The 24,427-nt window shown below is 75.5% G+C and carries 24 protein-coding genes; 19 read left to right on the top strand and 5 right to left on the bottom strand.

All coding sequences use genetic code 11. The features are described from left to right. Positions 1 to 57: 57 nt before the first annotated feature. From pyrR to ACI783_RS09350, 14 genes are all read left to right on the top strand, one after another. A complete protein-coding gene (gene pyrR / locus ACI783_RS09415) occupies positions 58 to 633 on the top strand; it encodes a bifunctional pyr operon transcriptional regulator/uracil phosphoribosyltransferase PyrR (RefSeq protein ID WP_457140200.1) in 576 nt (191 codons plus the stop codon). Continuing rightward, positions 630 to 1,550: an aspartate carbamoyltransferase catalytic subunit gene (locus ACI783_RS09410; RefSeq protein WP_457140199.1), complete on the top strand. Its 921-nt coding sequence runs from the start codon at positions 630 to 632 to the stop codon at positions 1,548 to 1,550. The genes pyrR and ACI783_RS09410 overlap by 4 nt, the downstream gene beginning before the upstream one ends. After that, the gene (locus ACI783_RS09405; protein WP_457140198.1) at positions 1,547 to 2,830 is read left to right on the top strand and encodes a dihydroorotase; all 1,284 of its coding nucleotides are present in this window, start codon (positions 1,547 to 1,549) and stop codon (positions 2,828 to 2,830) included. Before ACI783_RS09410 ends, ACI783_RS09405 begins: the two co-directional genes overlap by 4 nt. Next, complete coding sequence (gene carA / locus ACI783_RS09400; protein WP_457140197.1) at positions 2,827 to 3,990, top strand: glutamine-hydrolyzing carbamoyl-phosphate synthase small subunit; 1,164 nt, start codon at positions 2,827 to 2,829, stop codon at positions 3,988 to 3,990. Before ACI783_RS09405 ends, carA begins: the two co-directional genes overlap by 4 nt. Then, positions 3,990 to 7,301 carry a carbamoyl-phosphate synthase large subunit gene (gene carB, locus ACI783_RS09395; RefSeq protein WP_457140196.1) on the top strand — a complete coding sequence of 1,104 codons (3,312 nt, stop codon included), beginning with the start codon at positions 3,990 to 3,992 and terminating at the stop codon, positions 7,299 to 7,301. Before carA ends, carB begins: the two co-directional genes overlap by 1 nt. Further along, positions 7,298 to 8,263, top strand: a complete 966-nt coding sequence (locus ACI783_RS09390) for an iron-sulfur cluster-binding protein (RefSeq protein ID WP_457140195.1) — start codon at positions 7,298 to 7,300, stop codon at positions 8,261 to 8,263. Before carB ends, ACI783_RS09390 begins: the two co-directional genes overlap by 4 nt. Further along, on the top strand, positions 8,260 to 9,216 hold the full coding sequence (locus ACI783_RS09385) for a dihydroorotate dehydrogenase (RefSeq protein ID WP_457140194.1): 957 nt from the start codon (positions 8,260 to 8,262) through the stop codon (positions 9,214 to 9,216). Before ACI783_RS09390 ends, ACI783_RS09385 begins: the two co-directional genes overlap by 4 nt. After that, complete coding sequence (pyrF, locus tag ACI783_RS09380; RefSeq protein WP_457140193.1) at positions 9,213 to 10,112, top strand: orotidine-5'-phosphate decarboxylase; 900 nt, start codon at positions 9,213 to 9,215, stop codon at positions 10,110 to 10,112. Before ACI783_RS09385 ends, pyrF begins: the two co-directional genes overlap by 4 nt. Before the next feature lie 350 nt (positions 10,113 to 10,462). After that, positions 10,463 to 10,819 carry an integration host factor, actinobacterial type gene (mihF, locus tag ACI783_RS09375; RefSeq protein WP_457084325.1) on the top strand — a complete coding sequence of 119 codons (357 nt, stop codon included), beginning with the start codon at positions 10,463 to 10,465 and terminating at the stop codon, positions 10,817 to 10,819. 46 nt (positions 10,820 to 10,865) lie between these two features. Continuing rightward, on the top strand, positions 10,866 to 11,444 hold the full coding sequence (gene gmk / locus ACI783_RS09370) for a guanylate kinase (RefSeq protein WP_457084323.1): 579 nt from the start codon (positions 10,866 to 10,868) through the stop codon (positions 11,442 to 11,444). A gap of 83 nt (positions 11,445 to 11,527) precedes the next feature. After that, a complete protein-coding gene (gene rpoZ, locus ACI783_RS09365) occupies positions 11,528 to 11,791 on the top strand; it encodes a DNA-directed RNA polymerase subunit omega (RefSeq protein ID WP_153360746.1) in 264 nt (87 codons plus the stop codon). A 148-nt stretch (positions 11,792 to 11,939) separates the two neighbouring features. Continuing rightward, positions 11,940 to 13,157: a bifunctional phosphopantothenoylcysteine decarboxylase/phosphopantothenate--cysteine ligase CoaBC gene (gene coaBC, locus ACI783_RS09360; RefSeq protein WP_457140192.1), complete on the top strand. Its 1,218-nt coding sequence runs from the start codon at positions 11,940 to 11,942 to the stop codon at positions 13,155 to 13,157. Positions 13,158 to 13,305: 148 nt separating this feature from the next. Further along, a complete protein-coding gene (gene metK, locus ACI783_RS09355) occupies positions 13,306 to 14,526 on the top strand; it encodes a methionine adenosyltransferase (protein WP_457084319.1) in 1,221 nt (406 codons plus the stop codon). Positions 14,527 to 14,669: 143 nt separating this feature from the next. Then, complete coding sequence (locus tag ACI783_RS09350) at positions 14,670 to 16,622, top strand: primosomal protein N' (protein ID WP_457140191.1); 1,953 nt, start codon at positions 14,670 to 14,672, stop codon at positions 16,620 to 16,622. Between the two features lie 16 nt (positions 16,623 to 16,638). Here the strand turns inward: ACI783_RS09350 and ACI783_RS09345 are convergent, their stop codons facing one another. Beyond that, entirely contained in the window at positions 16,639 to 17,133 is a 495-nt protein-coding gene (locus tag ACI783_RS09345) for a hypothetical protein (RefSeq protein WP_457140190.1), read from the bottom strand. Between the two features lie 61 nt (positions 17,134 to 17,194). Here ACI783_RS09345 and def point away from each other — a divergent pair, with 61 nt between their 5' ends. The 3 genes from def to ACI783_RS09330 are packed head-to-tail and all read left to right on the top strand — an operon-like array spanning position 17,195 to position 20,102. Beyond that, positions 17,195 to 17,752, top strand: a complete 558-nt coding sequence (gene def, locus ACI783_RS09340) for a peptide deformylase (protein ID WP_457140189.1) — start codon at positions 17,195 to 17,197, stop codon at positions 17,750 to 17,752. After that, positions 17,749 to 18,690 carry a methionyl-tRNA formyltransferase gene (gene fmt / locus ACI783_RS09335; protein WP_457140212.1) on the top strand — a complete coding sequence of 314 codons (942 nt, stop codon included), beginning with the start codon at positions 17,749 to 17,751 and terminating at the stop codon, positions 18,688 to 18,690. The genes def and fmt overlap by 4 nt, the downstream gene beginning before the upstream one ends. Beyond that, positions 18,687 to 20,102, top strand: coding sequence for an RsmB/NOP family class I SAM-dependent RNA methyltransferase (locus ACI783_RS09330; protein ID WP_457140188.1), 1,416 nt, complete (start codon positions 18,687 to 18,689; stop codon positions 20,100 to 20,102). Before fmt ends, ACI783_RS09330 begins: the two co-directional genes overlap by 4 nt. A 3-nt stretch (positions 20,103 to 20,105) precedes the next feature. On the opposite strand, the gene ACI783_RS09325 is transcribed toward ACI783_RS09330, so the two are convergent. Continuing rightward, on the bottom strand, positions 20,106 to 20,648 hold the full coding sequence (locus ACI783_RS09325; RefSeq protein ID WP_457140187.1) for a hypothetical protein: 543 nt from the start codon (positions 20,646 to 20,648) through the stop codon (positions 20,106 to 20,108). Between the two features lie 69 nt (positions 20,649 to 20,717). On the opposite strand from ACI783_RS09325, the gene ACI783_RS09320 reads away from it, so the two are divergent. Further along, on the top strand, positions 20,718 to 21,242 hold the full coding sequence (locus tag ACI783_RS09320) for a hypothetical protein (protein ID WP_457140186.1): 525 nt from the start codon (positions 20,718 to 20,720) through the stop codon (positions 21,240 to 21,242). Between the two features lie 105 nt (positions 21,243 to 21,347). Beyond that, positions 21,348 to 21,821 (top strand): hypothetical protein, encoded by a 474-nt coding sequence (locus tag ACI783_RS09315; RefSeq protein WP_457140185.1) that lies wholly within the window; start codon positions 21,348 to 21,350, stop codon positions 21,819 to 21,821. A 20-nt stretch (positions 21,822 to 21,841) separates the two neighbouring features. Here the strand turns inward: ACI783_RS09315 and ACI783_RS09310 are convergent, their stop codons facing one another. From ACI783_RS09310 to ACI783_RS09300, 3 genes are all read right to left on the bottom strand, one after another. Next, positions 21,842 to 23,320 (bottom strand): aldehyde dehydrogenase family protein, encoded by a 1,479-nt coding sequence (locus ACI783_RS09310; RefSeq protein WP_457140184.1) that lies wholly within the window; start codon positions 23,318 to 23,320, stop codon positions 21,842 to 21,844. A gap of 50 nt (positions 23,321 to 23,370) precedes the next feature. Beyond that, positions 23,371 to 23,958: a GPP34 family phosphoprotein gene (locus ACI783_RS09305; protein WP_457140183.1), complete on the bottom strand. Its 588-nt coding sequence runs from the start codon at positions 23,956 to 23,958 to the stop codon at positions 23,371 to 23,373. 141 nt (positions 23,959 to 24,099) lie between these two features. Further along, a complete protein-coding gene (locus tag ACI783_RS09300; protein ID WP_457140182.1) occupies positions 24,100 to 24,396 on the bottom strand; it encodes a hypothetical protein in 297 nt (98 codons plus the stop codon). Between the last annotated feature and the right edge of the window lie 31 nt (positions 24,397 to 24,427).

Below are 24,427 nucleotides of genomic sequence, written 5' to 3'. Positions count from 1 at the left end.
TCGTCGCCGGTCCCACTCCTTTAACGACCCGTCCAGTGAGGCGGGGAAGGAGGCCTGATGGCCGACTCATCCGACCTGCCCGCACCGCCGCTGCTCGGCGCCGACGACGTCGCTCGCGTGGTCGACCGGATCGCCCACCAGCTGATCGAGAAGGCAGGCAACTCCCTGCCCGACCTCGTGCTCGTCGGCATCCCCACCCGCGGCGCCCCGCTGGCCCGCCGGCTCGCCGCCCGGGTCGAGGCGTTCTCCCAGCAGCCCGTCGACGTCGGCACCGTCGACATCACCCTCTACCGGGACGACCTGCGGCGGCGCGGCGTGCGCGCCCTGGAGGACACCCGGCTGCCCGGCACCGGGATCGACGACCGGCTGGTGGTGCTCGTCGACGACGTGCTCTTCTCCGGCCGCTCGGTGCGCGCCGCCCTGGACGCGCTGCGCGACCTCGGCCGCCCCCGCGCCGTCCAGTTGGCGGTGCTGGTCGACCGCGGGCACCGCGAGCTGCCGATCCGGGCGGACTACGTGGGCAAGAACGTGCCCACCTCCCGCAGCCAGAAGGTGGAGGTCCACCTCGTCGAGATCGACGGGCTCGACGAGGTCCTGGTCACCGGCGGCCCGGAGCGGGGTGGTGACCAGTGAAGCGGCACCTGCTGGAGGCCGGCGACCTCGACCGGGACGACGCGACCCTGGTGCTGGACACCGCGGCCCAGATCGAGCAGGCGCTGGCCGGGCGCGAGGTGAAGAAGCTGCCCACCCTGCGCGGGCGCACCGTGGTCAACCTCTTCTACGAGGACTCCACCCGCACCCGGATCTCCTTCGAGCTGGCCGCCAAGCGGCTCTCCGCCGACGTCATCAACTTCTCCGCCAAGGGCAGCAGCGTCTCCAAGGGCGAGAGCCTCAAGGACACCGCGCTGACCCTGGAGGCGATGGGCGCCGACGGCATCGTCGTCCGGCACGGTGCCTCCGGGGCGCCGCACCGGCTGGCGCACTGGGTCCGCGGCAGCGTGGTGAACGCCGGTGACGGCACGCACGAGCACCCCACCCAGGCGCTGCTGGACGCCTACACCATCCGCCAGCGCGTGGGCCGGCTCGACGGCGTCCGGGTGGTGATCGTCGGCGACGTGCTGCACAGCCGGGTGGCCCGCTCCAACGTCTGGCTGCTGGCCACCCTCGGCGCCGAGGTCACCCTGGTCGCCCCGCCGACGCTGCTGCCGGTCGGGGTCGGCAGCTGGCCGGTGCGGGTCGACTACGACCTGGACGCCGCGCTGCCCAAGGCCGACGTGGTGATGATGCTGCGGGTGCAGGGCGAGCGGATGAACGCCTCGTTCTTCCCCAGCGCCCGCGAGTACAGCCGCCGGTACGGGCTGGACGCCCACCGGATGGCGGCGCTGCCCGACGACGCGATCGTCATGCACCCCGGGCCGATGAACCGGGGCATGGAGATCGCCGCCGAGGTGGCCGACTCGGCCCGCTCCACGATCGTCGACCAGGTCGGCAACGGCGTCAGCGTGCGCATGGCCGTCCTGTACCTGCTGCTGGGAGGAGCTCCCGAATGACGCTCATCAAGGGCGCCCGCCCCTACGGCGAGGACGCCGTCGACATCCGCATCTCCGACGGCGTGATCGCCGAGATCGGCACCGGCCTGGATGCCGGGGGCGCCGACGTGGTCGACGCCACCGGCCTGGTCGCGCTGCCCGGGCTGGTCGACCTGCACACCCACCTGCGCGAGCCGGGCCGGGAGGACGCCGAGACCGTCGAGACCGGCAGCCGGGCCGCGGCGCTGGGCGGGTTCACCGCGGTGCACGCGATGGCCAACACCGACCCGGTCGCCGACACCGCCGGCGTCGTCGAGCAGGTCTGGCGGCTGGGCCAGCAGGCCGGGCTGGTCGACGTCGTGCCGGTCGGAGCGGTCACCGTGGGCCTGCGCGGCGAGCGGCTGGCCGAGCTCGGCGCGATGGCCGACTCCGCCGCCCGGGTCCGGGTCTTCTCCGACGACGGGCACTGCGTGGCCGACCCGGCGCTGATGCGCCGGGCGCTGGAGTACGTGAAGGCCTTCGACGGAGTCGTCGCCCAGCACGCCGAGGAGCCGCGGCTCACCGTCGGCGCGCAGATGAACGAGGGCGACCGCTCCGCCCGGCTGGGCCTGGCCGGGTGGCCGGCCGCCGCCGAGGAGGCGGTGATCGCCCGCGACGTCCTGCTGGCCGGGCACGTCGGTGCGCGGCTGCACGTCTGCCACGTGTCGACGGCGGGCTCGGTGGAGATCCTGCGCTGGGCGAAGTCCCGCGGCGTGCAGGTGACCGCCGAGGTCACCCCGCACCACCTGCTGCTCACCGACGAGTGCGCCGAGGGCTACGACCCGGTGTTCAAGGTGAACCCGCCGCTGCGCACCGCCGAGGACGTCGAGGCGCTCCGGGCCGGGCTCGCCGACGGCACGATCGACGCCGTCGGTACCGACCACGCCCCGCACGCGGTGGAGGACAAGGAGAGCGAGTGGGCCGCCGCCCGCCCGGGGATGCTCGGGCTGGAGCAGGCGCTCTCCGTCGTCGTGCAGACGATGGTCGAACCCGGCCGGCTCGACTGGCGCGGCGTCGCCGACCGGATGTCGGTCCGCCCGGCGGCCATCGGCCGCCTGCGCTCGCACGGGCGGCCGCTGGCCGCGGGCGAGCCCGCCAACCTGCTGCTGCTGGACCCCGCGCACCGGGTCGTCGTCGACCCGGCCGCGCTGGCCAGTCGCAGCCGCAACAGCCCTTATGCCGGCCGGGAGCTCCCCGGCCGGGTGGTCGCCACGTTCCTCCGGGGCGCCGCGACCGTGCTCGACGGGAAGGCACAGAAGTGACAGAGGCACTGCTCATCCTGGAAGACGGGCGCACGTTCCGTGGCGAGGCGTACGGCAAGGTCGGGACGACGGTCGGGGAGGCGGTCTTCTCCACCGGCATGACCGGCTACCAGGAGACGCTGACCGATCCCAGCTACGCCCGGCAGATCGTGGTGATGACCGCCCCGCACGTCGGCAACACCGGCGTCAACGCGGAGGACGACGAGAGCCGCCGGATGTGGGTGGCCGGCTTCGTCGTCCGCGACCCCGCGCGCCGCCCGGCGAACTGGCGGGCCACCGGCAGCCTGGACGACGAGCTGACCGCGCAGGGCGTCGTCGGCATCAGCGGCATCGACACCCGGGCGCTCACCCGGCACCTGCGCGACCGCGGCGCCATGCGCGCCGGGATCAGCAGCGACGGGCTCGACCGCGACGAGCTGCTGGCGAGGGTCACCGCCAGCGAGGCGATGACCGGGGCCGACCTCGCGCCGCTGGTCAGCGCCGTGGACCCCTACGTCGTCCCGGCGGTGGGGGAGAAGCGGTTCACCATCGCCGCGCTGGACCTGGGCATCAAGACCGCCACCCCGCGGGCGCTCGCCGAGCTCGGCGTGGAGACCCACGTGCTCCCGGCCACCGCCACCGCCGAGGACCTGCTCGCGCACGGGGTCGACGGCGTGTTCATCTCCAACGGCCCCGGTGACCCGGCCGCCGCCGACTACGCCGTCGCGGCGGTGCGCGGGGTCCTGGAGGCCGGCCGGCCGCTGTTCGGCATCTGCTTCGGCAACCAGATCCTCGGCCGCGCGCTCGGCCTGGGCACCTACAAGCTGCGCTTCGGCCACCGCGGTCTCAACCAGCCGGTGCTCGACCGGGTCAGCGGCACGGTGCGGGTCACCAGCCACAACCACGGCTTCGCCGTCGACGCCCCGCTGGACCGGACCACCGACACCCCGTTCGGCCCGGTCGAGGTCAGCCACGTCGGCCTCAACGACGACGTGGTCGAGGGGCTGCGGCTGACCGAGGCCCCGGCGTTCAGCGTGCAGTTCCACCCGGAGGCGGCCGCGGGTCCCCACGACGCCAACCCGCTGTTCGGCCGGTTCGTCGACCTGATGGCCGCTACGAAGGAAGGCAGTGCCGTGACACCCCCGCCCATCGTCGAGTCGAGCACGGGGGAGAAGGCCTGATGCCCAAGCGCACCGACATCCAGCACGTGATGGTGATCGGCTCCGGGCCGATCGTCATCGGCCAGGCCAGCGAGTTCGACTACTCCGGCACCCAGGCCTGCCGGGTGCTCAAGGCCGAGGGGCTGCGCGTCAGCCTGGTCAACAGCAACCCGGCCACGATCATGACCGACCCCGAGGTCGCCGACGCCACCTACGTGGAGCCGCTGACCCCGGAGTTCGTCGAGCGGGTCATCGCCGCCGAGCGCCCGGACGCGCTGCTGGCGACCCTGGGCGGGCAGACGGCGCTGAACATCGCCATCGGCCTGTTCGAGAACGGCGTGCTGGAGAAGTACGGCGTCCAGCTCATCGGCGCCGACGTCGACGCGATCAACCGCGGCGAGGACCGGCAGCTGTTCAAGGAGATCGTGCGCTCGGTCGGCGCCGACGCCCCGCGCTCGAAGGTCTGTGCCACCGTCGAGGAGGCGCTGGCCACCGCCGAGGAGGTCGGCTACCCGGTCGTCATCCGGCCCAGCTTCACCATGGGCGGGCTGGGCTCGGGGTTCGCCACCGACGAGGAGATGCTGCGCCGGATGGCCGGCCACGGCCTGGCCGACTCACCGGTGCACACCGTGCTCATCGAGGAGTCGGTGCTCGGCTGGAAGGAGTACGAGCTGGAGCTGATGCGCGACCGCAGCGACAACGTGGTCGTCATCTGCTCGATCGAGAACATCGACGCGATGGGCGTGCACACCGGCGACTCGGTGACCGTCGCCCCGGCGATGACCCTCACCGACCGTGAGTACCAGCGGATGCGCGACGTCGGCATCGACGTGCTGCGCGAGGTCGGCGTGGAGACCGGTGGCTGCAACATCCAGTTCGCCGTCAACCCCGACAACGGCCGGCTCGTCGTCATCGAGATGAACCCCCGCGTCTCCCGGTCCTCGGCGCTGGCGTCGAAGGCCACCGGCTTCCCGATCGCCAAGATCGCCGCCAAGCTCGCGATCGGCTACACCCTCGACGAGATCACCAACGACATCACCGGGGTCACCCCGGCGTCGTTCGAGCCGTCGCTGGACTACGTCGTGGTGAAGATCCCGCGCTTCGCCTTCGAGAAGTTCCCCGGCGCCGACCCGCGGCTGACCACCACGATGAAGAGCGTCGGCGAGGTGATGGCCATGGGCCGCAACTTCACCGAGGCGCTGGGCAAGGCCATGCGGTCGACCGAGACCACGGCCGCCGGCTTCTGGACCGCGCCCGCGACCCGGGCCACCGCCGAGGAGCTGCTGGAGCAGCTGCGCACCCCGGTCGACGGCCGGCTGTACGTGGCCGAGCAGGCGCTGGCCGCCGGCGCCACCGTGCAGCAGGTGTCGCAGGCGTCCGGCTTCGACGAGTGGTTCGTCGACCAGATCGCGCTGGTGCACGAGGTGGGCGAGGAGATCCGGCAGGCCCCGGCGCTCACCCCGGAGCTGCTGCGCCGGGCCAAGCGGCACGGCCTGTCCGACCGGCAGGTCGCCGCGCTGCGCCCCGAGCTCGCCGGCGAGGACGGCGTGCGCATCCTGCGCTGGCGGCTGGGCATCCGGCCGGTCTACAAGACCGTGGACACCTGCGCGGCCGAGTTCGCCGCCCGCACCCCGTACCACTACTCCTCCTACGACGAGGAGACCGAGGTCGAGCCGCGGGAGAAGCCGGCGGTGCTGATCCTCGGTTCGGGCCCCAACCGGATCGGGCAGGGCGTCGAGTTCGACTACTCCTGCGTGCACGCGGTGATGGCGCTGCAGGACGCCGGCTACGAGGCGGTGATGGTCAACTGCAACCCGGAGACCGTCTCCACCGACTACGACGTCGCCGACCGCCTGTACTTCGAGCCGCTGACGTTCGAGGACGTGCTGGAGGTCGTGGAGGCCGAGCGCGCCGCCGGCCCGGTCGCCGGGGTCATCTGCACACTGGGCGGGCAGACACCGCTGGGCCTGGCGCAGCGGCTCAAGGACGCCGGCGTGCCGGTGCTGGGCACCTCGCCCGAGGCGATCGACGCCGCCGAGGACCGCGGGGAGTTCTCCCGGGTGCTGTCCGACACCGGGCTGCTCGCGCCCAAGCACGGCATGGCGACGACGTCGGCCGAGGCGAAGGCGGTCGCGGCGTCGATCGGCTACCCGGTGCTGGTGCGCCCCTCGTACGTGCTGGGCGGGCGCGGCATGGAGATCGTCTACGACGACGCCACGCTGGAGTCCTACATCACCAAGGCCACCGACGTGAGCACCGACCACCCGGTGCTGGTCGACCGGTTCCTCGAGGACGCGGTCGAGATCGACGTCGACGCGCTCTACGACGGCACCGAGCTCTACCTGGGCGGGGTCATGGAGCACATCGAGGAGGCCGGGGTGCACTCCGGTGACTCCGCGTGCGCGCTGCCCCCGATCACCCTGGGCGGCGGGGAGATCGCCGGCCTCCGGCGGGCCACCGAGGCCCTGGCGGCCAGGATCGGCGTGCGCGGGCTGATGAACGTCCAGTACGCGCTCAAGGACGACATCCTGTACGTCCTGGAGGCCAACCCGCGGGCCAGCCGCACCGTGCCGTTCGTCTCCAAGGCGACGGCGGTGCAGCTGGCGAAGGCCGCGGCGCGGATCGCGGTCGGGGAGTCGATCGCCGAGCTGCGGGCGGCCGGGGTGCTGGCGGCCAGCGGTGACGGCGCCGACCTGCCGGCCGATGCGCCGATCGCGGTCAAGGAGGCGGTGCTGCCCTTCCACCGGTTCCGCACCGTCGAGGGTCACGGCGTCGACACCGTCCTCGGGCCGGAGATGAAGTCCACCGGTGAGGTGATGGGGCTGGACGCGGAGTTCGGCACCGCCTTCGCCAAGTCCCAGGCCGCGGTCTACGGCGACCTGCCCACCGAGGGCACCGTCTTCGTCTCGCTGGCCAACCGGGACAAGCGCTCGGCGGTCTTCCCGGTCAAGCGGCTGGCCGACCTCGGCTTCCGCGTGCTGGCCACCGCCGGCACCGCCCAGGTGCTGCGCCGCAACGGGGTGCAGTGCGAGGTGGTCGGGAAGTTCAGCGAGGGCCCGGGCAACATCGTCGAGCGGATCCAGGCCGGCGACGTCGACATCGTGGTCAACACCCCGTTCGGCACGCCCGGCAACAGCGGGCCCCGGCTGGACGGGTACGAGATCCGGGCGGCGGCGGTGAGCGCCGGCATCCCGAGCATCACCACCACTCAGGGGCTGGCGGCCGCGGTTCAGGGCATCGAGGCGCTGCGCCGCGGGCACCTGGGCGTGCGCAGCCTGCAGGACCTGCACCGCGCGCTGGCCGCCGCGCCGCGTCCCGGCGCCCCGGCATGACCGGCGGGCTGCTGACCGAGCCGGCGCCGGCGGCGCCGCGCCCACCCGTGCAGCGGGTGGTCGCGGTGGCCGGCCGGCGGCCCGTCGGCGCGTACGTGGAGCTGAGCCTGGCCGCCCCGGAGGTGGCCGGGCGGGCGGTGCCCGGCCAGTTCGTCGCCTTCGCGGTCGGCGGCCCGACGTCGGCGAACCTGCTGCGGCGGTCCATCGCGATCGCCGGGGTGGGCAGCGGCCAGGTGCAGGTGGTCGTCTCCCCGCACGGACCCGGCTCCAGCTGGCTGGCCGGGCTGCAGGCCGGCGACGTGGTCGACGTCGTCGGGCCGCTGGGCCGTCCGTTCCCGATGCCGCCGCCGGGCACCCCGGCGCTGCTGGTCGGCGGCGGGTACGGCGCCGCCGCGCTGGTCGGGCTGGCCGGGCGGCTGCGCGCCACCGGCTCGGAGGTCGCCGCGGTCACCGGCGCGGCGTCGGCCGGGCGGCTGTGCTCGGTCCAGGAGCTCGGGTCGCTGGCCGCGCCGTTCGTGGTGATGACCGACGACGGCAGCGCCGGGCGCCGCGGCTGGGTCACCGAGGCGGTCACCGAGCTGGTCACCGGCGCCGGGGTGGTCTACGCCTGCGGACCGATGGGCATGCTGCGCGCGGTCGCCGACGTGGCCACCGCCGCCGGGGTGCCCAGCTACGTCGCCGTCGAGGAGTCGATGGCCTGCGGCGTCGGCGTCTGCATGACCTGCGTGCTGCCGGTGGTCGGCGCCGACGGGCGCACCCGGTTCGCCCGATCCTGCGTGGAGGGCCCGGTGTTCGGCGGTGACCGGGTCCGGTTCGCCGACGTCGGCACGCTGCCGACCGATGTCGTCGGCGCGGACGCCATGGGCCTCACCCCGCCGGCGGTGCCCACCCCGGCGGGCGCACCCCCCACCCCGGTCGCCCCGCCCGAGGCCGGCCCCGGCGCCCCGGGAGCGTCCTCGTGACCGTCGGACAGGCCGCGCCCGCGGTGGACATGCGCACCGCCCTCGGCCGGGTGGCGGTGCCCAGCCCGGTGCTCACCGCGTCGGGCTGCTCCGGCTTCGGCCGGGAGCTGGAGCCCTTCGTCGACCTGACGGCGATCGGCGCGGTGGTCACCAAGTCGGTGCAGCTGCGGCCCCGCTCCGGCCGGCCGACGCCGCGGATGGCCGAGACGCCCAGCGGGATGCTCAACTCCATCGGCCTGCAGGGGCCGGGCATCGACGGGCTGCTCGCCGAGGACCTGCCGTGGCTGGCCCAGCGCGGTGCCCGGGCGTTCGTCTCCATCGCCGGCACCCGGGTGGAGGACTTCGCGGAGCTGGCCACCCGGCTGCGCGGTGTGCCCGGGGTGCTGGGCATCGAGGTCAACATCTCCTGCCCGAACGTGGAGAGCCGCGGTGAGGTGTTCGCCTGCGACCCGGTGGCCGCCCGGGACGTCGTCGCCGCGGTGCGCGAGGCCGCCGACCCCGCGCAGCCGGTCTACGCCAAGCTCAGCCCCGACGTCACCGACATCGTGACGATCGCCCGCTCGGTGGCCGGCGCCGGCGCCGACGGGCTGTCGATGATCAACACCCTGCTGGGGCTGGTCATCGACCCCGACACCATGCGCCCGGTGCTCGGCGGCGTCACCGGCGGGCTCTCCGGCCCGGCGATCCGCCCGGTGGCGCTGCGCTGCGTCTGGCAGGTGCACCAGGCCTTGCCGCACGTGCCGATCCTGGGCATGGGCGGCATCCGCAGCGGCCTGGACGCGCTGCAGTTCGTGCTCGCCGGCGCGAGCGCGGTCAGCGTCGGCACGGCGGTCTTCAACGACCCCTCGGCCCCGGCGCGCATCCACGCGGAGCTCGCCGCGGCGCTGGCCGCGCGCGGGTTCGGCTCGCTGGCCGACGCCGTCGGCCACGCGCACCGGCCGGTCGGCTCGTGAGCCGGCCGGAGCACGCGGAGGTCGATCCGTTCGGCGTCCGGCTGGCTGCCGCGGTGGCCGCGCGCGGACCGTTGTGCGTGGGCATCGACCCGCACCGTCCGCTGCTGCTGGACTGGGGCGTCGGTGACGACGTGGACGGGCTGCGCCGGTTCACCGACCTGGTCGTCGACGCGCTCGCCGGGCACGTGGCGGTGCTCAAGCCGCAGATGGCCTTCTACGAGCGGCACGGCGCCCGCGGGGTGGCGGTGCTGGAGGAGGCGGTCGCCCGGGCCCGGGCGGCCGGGTCCCTGGTGCTGCTGGACGCCAAGCGCGGCGACATCGGCTCGACGATGGACGCCTACGCCGACTACCTGCGCAGCGACCACCCGATGCAGGTCGACGCGCTGACGGTGAGCCCCTACCTCGGTCCGGAGTCGCTGCAGCCGGCGGTCGGCACGGCGCGCCGGTTCGGCGGCGGGCTGTTCGTGCTGGCCCGCACCTCCAACCCCGACGCCGCCACGTTCCAGCACGCGGTGGTCGGGGAGCGGTCGGTCGCGCAGACGGTGGTGGACACCGTCGGGCGCTGGAACGCCCCTGAGTGGCTGGTGGGCGATCCCGCGCCCGATCCCGCGTCCCACGCCGACCAGCAGCGGCGCTTCGGGGCGTTCACCGGGTCCTTCGGAGTCGTCGTCGGCGCCACCCTGCCCGAGCTCGACGTCGACCTGGCGGGGCTGCGCGGCCCGGTGCTGGCCCCGGGGCTGGGCGCGCAGGGCGGCACGGTGGCCGATCTGCGCCGCCTGTTCGGCGCCGGCCAGGCCGTCGTCCCCACCGTCTCCCGGGACGTGCTGTCCGCCGGCCCGGATGCGGCGGCGCTGCGCGCCGCCGCCGACCGGTGGACGGCGGCGCTCGCGGCATGAGGCGGTCGGGGCCCTGGCTGTTGCTGGTGCTCGGCGCCGGGTCGCTCGCGGCGGGCCTGCTCGTGCTGGTCGGACTGGGAGGCTGGGTGCTCGGCCGGGGTGCGCGGGCGGCCTGAGCCGCGACACGCGCGTTGACCAGCAGTGACGGGAAGGGTGCGCGGCGTGTCCGCCGGGGCGCCCGGCCGGACAGCACACCGGCCTGGCGGTGCTGGCACCGGGGCACGCGTGACCAGTCGGTCTCGGATGACTAGGTTGACGGCCGAGGCTCACACCGCGGGCCGTCGCGAACGAGCTGGATCACCGAAGAACTGCGCCGGCACGCGCCGGACTGAACACGATTGGGTTGCTCCGTGCCCCTTCCCGAGTTGTCCCCCGAACAGCGCGCCGCCGCCCTGGAGAAGGCCGCCGCGGCCCGCAAGGCCCGTGCCGAGCTGCGTGAGCGGCTGAAGAGCAAGGGCGCCACGGTCGGCGACGTCCTCAAGCAGGGCGAGACCGACGAGGTGATCGGCAAGATGCGGGTCTCCGCGGTGCTCGAGTCGCTGCCCGGCGTCGGCAAGGCGCGTGCGGCGAAGATCATGGAGCGACTCGAGATCTCGCCGACCCGGCGGGTGCGCGGGCTGGGCGCCAACCAGCGGCGGGCACTGGAGGCGGAGTTCGGCGGCGAGCACGTCGAGGCCGACCAGGTCCCCACCGAGGGTGCCCTCTGACCGACTCCGCGGTGGTCCCCGACCACCCCGGTGCGAAGATCAACGAGTGGGACGACGAAACCGCGCGCGGCTGACCGTGCTCTCCGGGCCCTCGGGCGTCGGCAAGGGGACGGTCGTCGCCGAGGTCCGGCGCCGGCACCCCGAGGTCTGGGTGTCGGTGTCGGTCACCACCCGCAAGCCGCGTCCCGGTGAGGTCGACGGCGAGCACTACTGGTTCATCGACGACGAGACCTTCGACTGGCTGGCCGCCAACGACGGGCTGCTGGAGTGGGCCTCCTACGCGGGCAACCGATACGGCACCCCGAAGGCGCCGGTCGACGAGCAGCTCGCCGCCGGGTCACCGGCCCTGCTGGAGATCGAGCTGCAGGGCGCCCGGCAGGTGCGGGAGCGCGCGCCGGAGGCCCAGCTGGTCTTCCTGGCCCCACCGTCCTGGGCCGAGCTGGTCAGCCGGCTGGCCGGCCGGGGCACCGAGGCGCCGGAGGTCCAGTCCCGCCGGCTGGCGCTGGCGCAGGCCGAACTGGACGCCGCCGGCGAGTTCGACGTCGTGGTCGTCAACGACGACGTGGCCAGAGCAGCCGACGAGTTGGTAAGCTTGCTGACTGCGCCTCCGCCCGCTGGTCCCTGACCGCAGCCGAGGGCGCCCCCGAGGCGACCGCGCGGACCCGTCCGCCGCCCGCCCGCACACCGAGTTGAGGAGCACGCCCGCCCGTGTCCGGAGTCGCACCCGCCCCTGAGGGCATCACCAACCCGCCGATCGACGAGCTGCTGGAGCGCACCACCAGCAAGTACGGGCTGGTCATCTACGCCGCCAAGCGCGCGCGGCAGATCAACGCCTACTACAGCCAGCTCTCCGAGGGCCTGCTGGAGTACGTCGGCCCGCTGGTCGACACCGCGCCGCAGGAGAAGCCCCTGTCGATCGCGCTGCGTGAGATCAACGAGGGCCTGCTGACCCACACCGCCGGCGAGAACTGAGGAAGGACCCCCGTGCCCCCCACCGCTCGCGAGCTCGCGGCGGGGCCCTGCACGGGGGCCTGACCGTTCCAGCACGTCACCTCGTTGTGATGACGAAGCCCCCGGCTGGTGCCGGGGGCTTCGTCGTGCCTGGGGGAGGATGGACGGCATGAGCCGGATCGTGCTGGGGGTGGCCGGCGGCGTCGCCGTCTACAAGTCCGCGCTGCTGCTGCGCGCGCTCACCGAGGCCGGGCACGACGTCCGGGTGGTGCCGACCGCCTCTGCGCTGCGGTTCGTGGGCGCGGCGACCTTCGAGGCGCTGTCGGGCAACCCGGTCACCACCGACGTCTGGGACGACGTCCCCGAGGTGGCGCACGTCCGGATCGGGCAGACCGCCGACCTGGTGCTGGTGAACCCGGCCACCGCCGACCTGCTCGCCCGCGCCGCTGCCGGCCGCGCCGACGACCTGCTCACCGCCACGCTGCTCACCGCGCACGCACCCGTCGTCTTCGTACCGGCCATGCACACCGAGATGTGGCTGCACCCGGCCACCCAGGACAACGTGGCCACCCTGCGCCGCCGCGGCGCGGTCGTGCTGCCCCCCGCCGTGGGCCGGCTCACCGGGCCCGACTCCGGCCCCGGCCGGCTCCCCGACCCGGCCGACGTCGCCGCGCTGGCCGCCGTCGTCCTGGAGCTCGGCGCCGAGGCGCTCCGCCAGGACCTCACCGGCCGCCGCGTGGTGATCAGCGCCGGCGGCACCCGCGAGCCGCTGGACCCGGTGCGCTACCTGGGCAACCGCTCGTCCGGGCGGCAGGGACAGGCGCTGGCCCGGGTCGCCGCCGCGCGGGGCGCCGAGGTCGTGCTGGTCGCGGCCAACGTCGCCGAGCCCGCCCCGTTCGGCGTCCGCACCGTCGCCGTCGAGACCGCCGAGGAGCTGCGCGTGGCGATGGCGGCCGAGGCGGCCGGGGCCGACGTCGTCGTCATGGCCGCGGCCGTGGCCGACTTCCGGCCGGTCTCGGTCGCCGACACGAAGCTCAAGAAGGGCGGCGCCACCGAGCCGGACGCCGTGCCGCTGGCCCGGACCACCGACGTGCTCGCCGAGCTGGTGACGGCCCGGGCACCCGGGCAGGTCGTCGTCGGCTTCGCCGCGGAGACCGGGGACGCCGAGGGCGACGTGCTCACCCACGCCCGGGCCAAGCTGGCCCGCAAGGGGGTCGACCTGCTGGTGGTGAACGACGTCTCCGCCGGCCGGGTGTTCGGCCGGGAGGAGAACGAGGTCACCGTGCTGGCCGACGACGGGACGGCCACGCCGCTGCCGACCGCCCGCAAGGACGCCGTGGCCGCCGGCATCTGGGACGCGGTGGCACGCCGGCTCCCCGGCGCGTGACCCCCGCCGCCTGATCCCCACCGCCTGATCCCCTCGGGCGCGCGCCGACGCCACCCGACGGGCAGCCGGCCCCGCCGGTAGGCTCGGCGGTCGAGCTCATCACCGGACGCGGGTCCCGCGCTCGGCCGTCGATCGCAGGGAGAACCGAGTGGCACGCCGCCTCTTCACGTCCGAGTCGGTCACCGAGGGGCACCCCGACAAGATCGCCGACCAGATCAGCGACTCGATCCTGGACGCGATGCTGGAGCAGGACCCCCGCAGCCGGGTCGCCGTCGAGACGATGATCACCACCGGCCAGGTGCACATCGCCGGTGAGGTGACCACCTCCGGCTACGTGGACATCGCCGACATCGTGCGGCGCACCATCCTCGGGATCGGCTACGACTCCTCGCGCAAGGGCTTCGACGGCGCCTCCTGCGGGGTCAGCGTCTCCATCGGCGCGCAGTCCCCGGACATCGCCCAGGGCGTCGACACCGCCTACGAGTCCCGCCTCGCCGGCCTCAGCGACGCCGAGCACCGCGCGGCCATCGCCGACGACCTCATCGAGCGCCAGGGCGCCGGCGACCAGGGCCTGATGTTCGGCTACGCCACCGACGAGACCCCCGAGCTCATGCCGCTGCCGATCGCGCTGGCGCACCGGCTGTCCCGCCGGCTCTCCGCGGTGCGCAAGGACGGCTCGGTGCCCTACCTGCGGCCCGACGGCAAGACGCAGGTCACCGTGGTCTACGAGGACGACCGGCCGGTAGCCGTCGACACGGTGGTCGTCTCCAGCCAGCACGCCGAGGACATCTCGATCGAGACGCTGCTCGCCCCCGACGTCCAGGAGCTCGTCGTCGAGCCCGAGCTCGCCGCCCTCGGCCTGCCCACCAGCGGCTACCGGCTGCTGGTCAACCCCACCGGCAAGTTCGTGATCGGCGGCCCGATGGGCGACGCCGGGCTCACCGGCCGGAAGATCATCGTCGACACCTACGGGGGCATGGCCCGCCACGGCGGTGGGGCCTTCTCCGGCAAGGACCCGTCGAAGGTCGACCGGTCGGGGGCCTACGCGATGCGCTGGGTGGCGAAGAACGTCGTCGCCGCGGGCCTGGCCCGCCGCTGCGAGGTGCAGGTCGCCTACGCCATCGGCGCCGCGCACCCGGTCGGGCTGTTCGTGGAGACCTTCGGCACCAACACCGTGCCGGAGGAGACGCTGGAGAAGGCGATCACCTCGGTGTTCGACCTGCGCCCGGGCGCGATCGTCCGCGACCTGGACCTGCTGCGCCCCATCTACGCCCCGACCGCCGCCTACGGCCACTTCGGCCGCACCGACGTCCAGCTCCCGTGGGAGCGGCTGGACCGGGTCGACGCGCTCCGCGCCGCCGTGGGCTGAAGGATCCCGCTGACCCCCGAGCAGGACCCCGTCCTCCGCACCCCTCGCAGGCTCGGGGGGAGCCCCGGGACGGGGCCGACCGAGCTCGGCGCGGGCCCCTGCAGCGGGGCCGCGCTGTCGGTGCCGTCACGGAGACTGGTGCGGTGAGGGTCGCCCGGGTCGTCGTCGACGTGCCGCTGGCGCACCTGGACCGGCCCTTCGACTACGCCGTCCCCGACGAGCTGGCCGAGCAGGTGGTGGCCGGCTGCCGGGTGCGGGTGCGCTTCGCCGGCAAGCTGGTCGACGGGGTCGTGCTGGAGGTCGCCGGCTCCACCGACCACACCGGCAAGCTGGCGCCGCTGGCCAAGGTCGTCTCGCCCGAGCCGGTGCTCACCCCGGAGGTCGCCGAGCTGGCCCGCTCGGTCGCCGACCGCTACGCCGGCACGCTGACCGACGTGCTGCGGCTGGCCCTGCCACCGCGGCGGGCCGCGCCGGAGAAGCGCCCGGTGGCCGACCCGCCACCCCCGCCGCCGGCTCCGGGCCCGGCCGGGTTCGCCCGGTACCCGACCGGCCCGCAGCTGCTGTCCGCGGTCGCCGACGGGGCCCCGGCCCGGGCGGTGTGGACCGCGCTGCCCGGCGAGGACTGGCCCACCCGGCTGGCCGAGCTGGCGCAGGCGGCGCTGTCCGGGGGGCGGGGCGCCCTGGTCGTCGTCCCCGACGGCAAGGACCTCGACCGGCTGGCCGCCGCCGCCGACGCGCTGCTGCCCACCGGCTCGGTGGCGGTGCTGCGCGCCGACGCCTCACCCGACGTCCGGTACGGCAGGTTCCTGACCGCCGCCCGGGGCAGCGCGCAGGTCGTCCTCGGCACCCGCGGCGCCGTCCTCGCCCCGGTGCGCGACCTCGGGCTGGTCGTCGTCTGGGACGACGGCGACGACCTGCACGCCGAACCGCGCGCGCCCTACCCGCACGCCCGCGACGTGCTGGTGCACCGCGCCCACCTGGCCGGCTGTGCCGCGGTGGTGGCCGGCACCGCCCGCACCGCCGAGGGGCAGCTGCTGGTGGAGTCCGGCTGGGCGCACGAGCTGGTCGCCGACCGGGGCACCCTGCGCACCGCCGCTCCCCGCGTGCAGGCGGTGGGCAGCGACTTCGAGCTGGCCCGGGACGCCGCCGCCCGCACCGCCCGGCTCCCCACCCTCGCCTTCGACGTCGCCCGGAAGGCGCTGCAGGCCGGCACCCCGGTGCTGGTGCAGGTGCCCCGCTCCGGCTACGTGCCGTCGCTGGTCTGCGACCGGTGCCGGGCACCGGCCCGCTGCGCGCACTGCGGTGGTCCGCTCGGCGTCTCGCCGCGCCCGGGGCCGGGTGGCACCCGGATCGCGGCCTGCCGGTGGTGCGCCCGGCCGGCGGCGACCTTCGACTGCCCGCACTGCCACGGGACGAAGCTCCGCGCCGCGGTGATCGGGGAGGCCCGCACCGCCGAGGAGCTCGGGCGGGCCTTCCCCGGCGCCGCCGTGCGGGTCTCCGGCCGCGGCTCGGGCGTGCTGGCCACCGTGCCGGGCGGGGCGGCGCTGGTGGTCGCCACCCCGGGCGCCGAGCCGGTGGCCGAGGGCGGGTACGGGGCGGCGCTGCTGCTGGACGCCTGGGCGCTGCTGGGCCGGGCCGACCTGCGGGCGGGGGAGGAGACCCTGCGCCGGTGGATGAACGCCGCGGCGCTCGTCCGCCCGGAGCAGCCGGTGGTGGTGGCCGCCGACGCTGGTCACCCGGTGGTGCAGGCACTGGTCCGCTGGGACCCCGCCGGGCTCGCCGCCCGGGAGCTCGCCGACCGCCGGGAGCTCGGCTTCCCGCCGGCCACCCGGATGGCGTCGCTGTCGGCGTCCCCGGCGGCGCTGGCGGAGTTCCTGGACGCGCTGCGGCTGCCCGACCACGCCGACGTGCTGGGCCCGGTGCCCGAGCCGCCCCGCCCGGGGCAGGAGGGCGAGCGCGAGCGCTACCTGGTGCGGGTGCCGCGCACCGAGGGCACCGGGCTGGCCCGGGCGCTGCGGGAGGTGCAGGGCGTGCGCAGCGCGAAGAAGGCGCCCGAGCACGTGCGCGTGCAGCTCGACCCGCTGGAGCTGGCCTGACCCTCCGGGCGCGGGGTCAGTGGGCCGACTGGTCCAGCAGCTCGGCGAGCTCGGCGTCCATCCGGGCGGCGGCGAGGTCCTCGGCGGCCCGCTCGGTCGCCCGCCGCCAGCGCACCGGCAGCGTGCAGGCGGCGGTGCCGACGCCGGCCAGGACGCCCAGCAGGAGGTGCGGACGCCGGTGGCCGCGGCGCCGCAGCGCCCGGGCGAGCGGGCGGTGGACGGCGGTGACGCCCAGGCCCCACGCGGTGCTGACCAGCCCCTGGTGCTGCAGCACGGCCTGGTCGGCCGGGTCCGTCGGCTGGATCGGCATGCCGCCGAAGGTCCGCCGCAGCGCCGGCAGGTCGTGGGCGACCGTCTCGGCGGCCACCAGCGCGATCAGCGCGAGGTACAGCCGGCGGCGCGCGGCCGACCGGGCGGGGTGGTCCAGGGCTGCCTCGGCGCCGCCGACCGCCAGTCCGTCGACAACGGTGCTGAGGACGGCGTGCACGCGGTGGGTGGCGAGGGAGGCCATTCCTGCACCGTAGCCAGGTTCCCCTGCATGCGTCGCGGCCCGGGGCACCTACCATCGTCCGGTGAGCGTCACCCCGATCCGGATCATGGGCGACCCGGTGCTGCGCACCCCGGCCGCCCCCGTCGTCGACTTCGACAAGGAGCTCCAGCAGCTCGTCGCCGACCTGACGGACACGATGCATGCCGCCGGCGGGGCCGGGATCGCCGCGCCGCAGATCGGCGTGGGCCTGCGGGTCTTCACCTGGTACGTCGACGGCGAGGTGGGCCACCTGGTCAACCCCGACGTGACGCCGGTGGGCGAGGAGACCGAGGAGGACGCCGAGGGGTGCCTGTCCATCCCGGGCTTCCGCTTCGACTGCCGTCGCCACCTCTACGTCGCCGCCACGGGCTGGAACATGCACGGCGACCCGATCCGGGTGGAGGGCTCGCACAAGCTGGCCCGCGCCATCCAGCACGAGACCGACCACCTCGACGGTGTGCTCTTCGTGGACCGGCTCGACGCCGAGGCCCGCGAGGCGGCGCTGTCGGTGCTCGCCGACGCCGCCTGGCAGGGCGAGCAGGCCTACCTGCCCAGTGGTGAGCCGGTCCCGGCTCCGGTCGTGAAGGTGAGCCCCCACTGAAGCTCCTGTTCGCCGGCACCCCGGCGCCCGCGGTCGTCGCGCTGGACGCGCTGCTGGGTTCGCAGCACGAGGTCGTCGCCGTCCTGACCCGGCCCGACGCCCCCGCCGGCCGGGGACGCCGCACCAGCCGCTCCCCGGTCGCCGAGCGCGCCGACGCCGCCGGCATCCCGGTCCTGCAACCCCGTTCGCCGCGCGAGCCGGAGTTCCTCGACCAGCTGCGCGCGCTCGACGTCGACTGCGCGCCGGTGGTCGCCTACGGCGCGCTGGTGCCGCCGGCCGCGCTGGAGATCCCGCGGCACGGCTGGGTGAACCTGCACTTCTCGCTGCTGCCGGCCTGGCGCGGCGCGGCTCCCGTGCAGCACGCGGTCATGGCCGGCGACGAGGTCACCGGCGCGGCCACCTTCCAGCTGGAGGCCGGCCTGGACACCGGCCCGGTCTTCGGCGTCGTCACCGAGCCGATCGGCCCGGCCGACACCGCCGGCGACCTGCTCGACCGGCTCGCGGTCAGCGGCGCCGGCCTGCTCGTCGCGACCCTCGACGGCATCGCCGACGGGTCGCTGCGCCCGGAGCCCCAGCCCGCCGAGGGGGTCAGCCTCGCCCCGCGGATCGAGACCGCCGACGCCCGGGTCGACTGGACCCTCCCGGCCCACGTCGTCGACCGCCGGGTCCGCGGCGTCACCCCGGTGCCGGGTGCGTGGACCACCTGGCGCGGCAACCGGCTGCGCCTCGCCCCGGTCGAGCCGCTGCCCACCTCGCTGGGCCTGGAGCCCGGCGAGGTCTCGGTCGGCCCGACCGGCGTGCTGGTGGGCACCGGCCGCGGCGCCGTGCGACTGCGCGAGGTGCAGCCCGCGGGCAAGAAGATGCTCCCCGCCGCGGACTGGGCGCGGGGCGCCCGGCCGGAGCCCGGCGAGCGGCTCGGCGAGCAGGTGGGCGCATGACCGGCCCGGCGAAGCGGGCCGGCTCCAAGCGGCGGAACGACCCCGGCACCGGGAACCAGCGCCCGCAGTCCCGGCGGCACCGGCCCACCCTGGACGGCGCCCGGCTGACCGCCTACGACGTCCTCGAGGGCGTCTCCAGCCGCGACGCCTACGCCAACCTGCTGCTGCCCCAGCTGCTGCGCGAACGGCAGCTCGAGCCCCGCGACGCCGCGTTCGCCACCCAGCTGGCCTACGGCACGCTGCGCGCGACCGGCACCCTGGACGCCGTCCTGACCACGCTGGTGTCCCGGCCGCTGGCCGAGCTGGACCCCAAGGTCCTGGACCTGCTGCGGCTGGGCGCCTACCAGCTGATCGACCTGCGGGTGCCGGCGCACGCCGCCGTCGACACCAGCGTCGCCCTGACCCGGGCGATCGTCGGCACCGGCGCCTCCGGCCTGGTCAACGCGGTGCTGCGCAAGGTGGCCGCAGGCGGCGACCGGGCCGCCTGGGTGCAGGCACTCCGGCCCGCCGACGACGACGCCCGGCTCGCGCTGACCACCGACCACCCGCGCTGGATCGTCGAGGCCTGGCGCGATGCGCTCGGTGCCGCCGAGGAGGTCGAGCCGGCGCTGCTGGCCGACGACGCCGCCCCCGAGGTCCACCTGGTGGCGCGGCGGATCGACCGCGACCAGCTGGCCACCGAGGCCGGCGGCGAACCCGGGCCCTGGTCGCCGTACGCCGTCCGGCTGGGCTCCGGCGACCCCGGGCGGATCGCCGCCGTGCGCTCCGGCGCCGCCGCGGTGCAGGACGAGGGGAGCCAGCTGGCCGCCCTCGCGCTGGTCCGCGCGCCGCTGGAGGGCCCCGACGAGCGCTGGCTGGACATGTGCGCCGGCCCGGGCGGCAAGGCGGGCCTGCTGGCCGCCGCCCGGCCCGCCGGGGTGCACCTGACCGCCGCCGACCGGGCGCCGCACCGGGCCGAGCTGGTGCGCGGCGCGCTGGCCGGGGCCGACGACGTCGACGTGCAGGTCGCCGACGGCACCGCCCCGCCGTGGCCGGCCGGCTCGTTCGACCGGGTGCTGCTCGACGCCCCGTGCACCGGTCTCGGCGCGCTGCGCCGCCGGCCGGAGGTGCGCTGGCGGCGGACCGCCGACGACGTCGCCCCGCTGGCGGAGCTGCAGCGGGAGCTGCTGGACGGTGCGCTGGCGTCGGTGCGGCCCGGAGGTGTGGTCGCCTACGTGACCTGCTCCCCGCACGCGGCCGAGACGGTCGACGTCGTCGACGCCGCGGCGGCGCGCGACGACGTGGAGGTGCTGCCGGTGGCCCCGCTGTTCAGCGAGGTGCCCGGCATCGAGCGGGGCCGCTACGGCCAGCTGTGGCCGCACCGGCACGGCACCGACGCGATGTTCCTGGCGCTGCTCCGCCGCACCCGCTGACCGTCAGGCCGGCGGGTCGGCCAGCCAGCGCCGCGCCTCGGCCAGGCCCCGCTCGTGCAGCCACAGCTGGACGCCGGTGAGCACCAGCAGGGCGCCGGAGAGCACCGCGAGGCGGGGGATGGCCGGGTCGGCCACCAGCGTCACCACCGTGACGACCGCGAAGAGCACGGCGACGACGACCAGGGCGGCGCGTTGCAGCCGGGCCCGGCTCAGGCGCTGCTGGGCTCGCGCCCGCACCATGTCCGGGCGGGTCCAGCCGGCCAGCCGCCGGTGCCGGAGCGCGAAGTCCACCCGGGCGCCGTCGATCCGGGCCCCGCGGTCGCCCCAGCGCCAGACGGCCGCGCGGATCAGCACGACCAGCAGCAGCAGACCCCAGGAGGCGGCCCCGGGTCCCTCACCCGCGCCCAGCACCAGGAAGGCGTACAGCGCGGCGACCCCGAGCACGACGGCTTCGATGGCGAGCCGGCGCCGGCGGTCCCAACTGCGCAGCTCGGCCTCGCCCCGCCGGATGGCGGCGTCGTCCCCGGCGTCGCGGTTCCTGATCACCGGCGCACGGTATCGGCCGCGCGGCAAACCCCTCGCCCGGACGCCGCCGCGCCACTAGCCTCCGGCGCCGTGCCGTGGCTGCCCGAGGAGTTCGCCCACCCGACCCGCGCCGAGCTGCCGACCGGCGAGCACCTGCGGCCGATGAGCGACGCCGACACCGAGATCGACCACCCGGCCGTCATGGGGTCACGGGACCGCCTGTGGACGATCTACGGCCCCGCCTGGGGCTGGCCGCCGGCGACGATGACCGTCGAGCAGGACCGCGAGGACCTGGCCCGGCACGCGCGGGAGATAGCCGCGCACGAGAGCTTCCTCTACGGGGTCTTCCCGCCCGACGAGTCCGAGCTGCTGGGCTGCGTCTACGTCGACCCGCCGGAGAAGGCCGGCGACGCCGACGCCGAGGTCTCCTGGTGGGTCGTCGACCGGTTGGTGGGCAGTGACACCGAGCGGGCCCTGGACGAGTTCGTGCCCGCCTGGCTGGCCGCGCACTGGCCGCTGCGCTCACCACGGTTCGTGGGCCGCGACCTCACCTGGGCCGCGTGGATGGCGCTGCCCGACCGGGACGCTGCGGAGCAGAGCCGCGACGCTGGGTGATCGCGCCCCGGTCCGTCGGCGTCGCCCGGTTTCCCGCGCGCCCGGACGGTCATGACCTGCAGCCACCGCCCCGCGGCCAGGGGTGGCGAGCGCACTGGGGGACGGGTGGCCGACGGGATCGACGTGCGGGTGCACCAGCGCGACGACGTCGTCGTGCTGGTGGCGCGCGGTGACGTCCGCGGCGACCCGGAGTCGCTGCGCCGGCTGGTCGGGGTGGCGCTGCTCGCCCTGGACGACCAGCCGGCCGTGCTCGACGTCTGCGACCTGTACGTGCACCGCCGGGAGGGGCTGGCGGCCCTGCGGTGGCTGATCCGGGAGCGGCCGCCCGGTGCGCGCACCGTCGTCCTGGCGCGGACGGCGATGCGGCGGCACATGCACGGCGTCTTCGGCCGCGGCGTCGCCTGGTACCCGGCGGAGGTGCAGACACCGTGGGTCGGCGTCGCCGCCGCGCTGTCGCACCACCGGCGCCACCTGCCGGCCGACCAGCGGAGCGACCTGGACCAGCTGGTGCCGCTGCTGTGGGCGGCCGCCGAGCAGCGGGCGGCCGCCCGGGTGCGGCCGGCTCGCGGGGAGCGGTGAGCCCCCCGCGGGCCGTCGGCTCAGAAGGGGAACCGGCGCTTGGTGTGCTGCACGCTCACCCAGTGGTCGGTGGTGAACTCCTCGATCGCCCACTCCCCGCCGAAGCGGCCGAGCCCGGACTCCTTCTCCCCGCCGAAGGCGGTGTTGTTCTCGTCGTTGAGCGGGGAGTCGTTGACGTGGGTCATCCCGGCCTCGACCTGCAGGGCGAAGTTCACGCCGCGCAGCACGTCCTCGGTGAAGACCGCGCTGGACAGGCCGTACTCGGTGTCGTTGGCGATCCGCAGGGCGTCGGCCTCGTCCCGGGCCTTGATGATGGTGGCGACCGGGCCGAACACCTCCTGCCGCGCGGTGGCGACCTCGTTGCTCCCCAGCAGCACGTGCGGGGGCAGGACCGACCCGATCGGACCGGTCGGGTCGCCGCCGAGCACCTGGTCGGCGCCGTCCTCGCGGGCCTGGGCCAGCATGCCCTGGATGCCCTCCAGCTGGCTGCTGTTGATGATCGGGCCGATCACGGTGTCGTCGTCGCGCGGGTCGCCGGCCTTGAGGTCGCGCACCTTGGCCACGTACCGGTCGACGAACTCGTCGTGGACCGCGGCGTCCACCACGATCCGGTTGGTGATCATGCAGACCTGACCCTGGTGGAAGAACTTGCCCCACGCCGCGGCGTTCACCGCGTACTCCAGGTCGGCGTCGTCGAGCACCACCAGCGGGCCGTTGCCGCCCAGCTCCAGGGAGAGCTTCTTCAGCCCGGCCTTCTGCGCGATGCCCTTGCCGACCGGGGTGGAGCCGGTGAACGACACGACCCGCGGGACGGGGTGCTCGACGATCGCGTCGCCGATGTCGCGGCCGGCGCCGATGAGCACCGACAGCACCCCCTCGGGGAGGCCGGCCTCCTCGTAGATCTTCGCCAGCAGCAGGCCGCCGGTCACCGGGGTGTCGCCGGCCGGCTTTAGGACGACGGCGTTGCCGGTGGCCAGCGCGGGGGCGACCGACCGGTTGGACAGGTGCATCGGCACGTTCCACGGGCTGATCACCGCGACCACCCCCACCGGGCGGCGGTAGACCCGGCTCTCCTTGCCCTCGACGTCGGCGGGGAGTATCCGGCCCTCCACCCGGTACGGGTAGGAGGAGGACTCGTGGAAGTCGCGCAGGGTGATCGCGTACTCGAACTCCGCCGCGGGGGCGGCGGCGCCGCTCTCCCGGATGTGCCAGTCGACGATCTCGTCCTTGCGGGCCTCCATGATCCGGGCCGCGCGGCGCATCACGTCGGCGCGCTCGCTGGGCAGCCGGGCGGCCCAGTCGCGCTGCGCCTCCTTCGCGCGGGCGTAGGCCTCGTCGAGGTCCTCGGCGTTGGCCAGCGGGATCTCGGTGAGCGTCTCACCGGTGTAGGGGTCGGTGTCGGTGGCCGTCTTGCCGGCCCGGCCGGCGCGCCAGGTGCCGGCGATCGGCATGCGGTCGAAGCCGTCGTAGCGGGTGGGTGCGGAAGTCGCCGTCGTCATGGGACGGGGGCTTACCCGGTGGTGCACAACGGAACCACGCCGTCGGTGGATCAGTAGGGGCTGCTACCGCCGTCCGCTGCGCCAGCCGCGCGCAGGTTCCGCCGGTGCACGAGCTCCAGGTGGTCGGTCACCGTCGTGCAGATCCAGGCGAGCGGCCCGGTCGGTGCCAGTTCCGGCTCGAGCACCGCCTCGGGCCACCGGCCCCGGGCGCCGCAGGCGGTGGCCAGCACCTCCACCGCCGACGCGACGTGCCCCGACGTCGTCTCCGCGGGTGAGGGCGGGGTGCCGTAGCGGGTGCCCAGCAGGCCTCGGCGCACGCTCCAGACGCCAGCGGCCACGCAGGCCCCGGCGACCTCGGACATCGCGGCGTCCCCGTGGTCCAACCACCAGGTCAGCGGGTGTCCGGGCTCGGCGTCCATGGCGGTGAGCAGGCGGTCCAGCGGCGGGAAGCCGGTGGGTGCGGGATCCAGGGAGATGCTGTCGGCCGTCTCGACGAGGCGGCCGCAGCGTGCTGCGTCGACCAGCAGTGCGCCGCGCGCAGCGGCGTCCCAGAGGTCGAACCGCCGCAGCCGGCCGCGTGCGTCGACGCACACCGCCGCGAGTCGGGCCGCGACCCCGTCGGTCAGGTCCGTCGTCATCCCCGCCGCCGCCCGGTCGACACCGGGACCGCTGCCCGGGCGGCGTCTGACGCTGCAGTCGTCACGGCGTCTGGTCCTCCTGCACCGCGCAGTCCGGAGCCGGGCCGCGGCCGGGCCGGTCGGGCCCGGCCGCGGCGTCGGTCAACTGGCGGCCAGGGCGCCGATCACGCCGTTGGCGATCGACAGCGCGATCGCCGCGTACCCGCAGATGAGGCCGGTGAGGGCGAACCCGGCGCCGCCGGCGCCGGCTGCTGCCCGCGACCGGCCCTTGTGGCTGAGCACGACCGCGACGATGCCGAGCAGCAGGCTGGAGAGGAGGTAGAGGAAGGGCACCCAGAACGTGGCCGCGGCGATGATGCCGCAGATCATCCCGGCGACGGCCAGGCCGTTCGCCTGCTGGCTGCCCGGGTCGGCGCGGTGCTGACCGGTCTGGGACACGAGGACTCCTCTTCGTCGGCGGACCTCCACC

This window comes from Modestobacter sp. SYSU DS0511, from assembly GCF_054050755.1.
The sequence above is the reverse complement of the archived record's forward strand: the minus strand, read 5'-3'. Positions and strand labels throughout refer to the sequence as shown.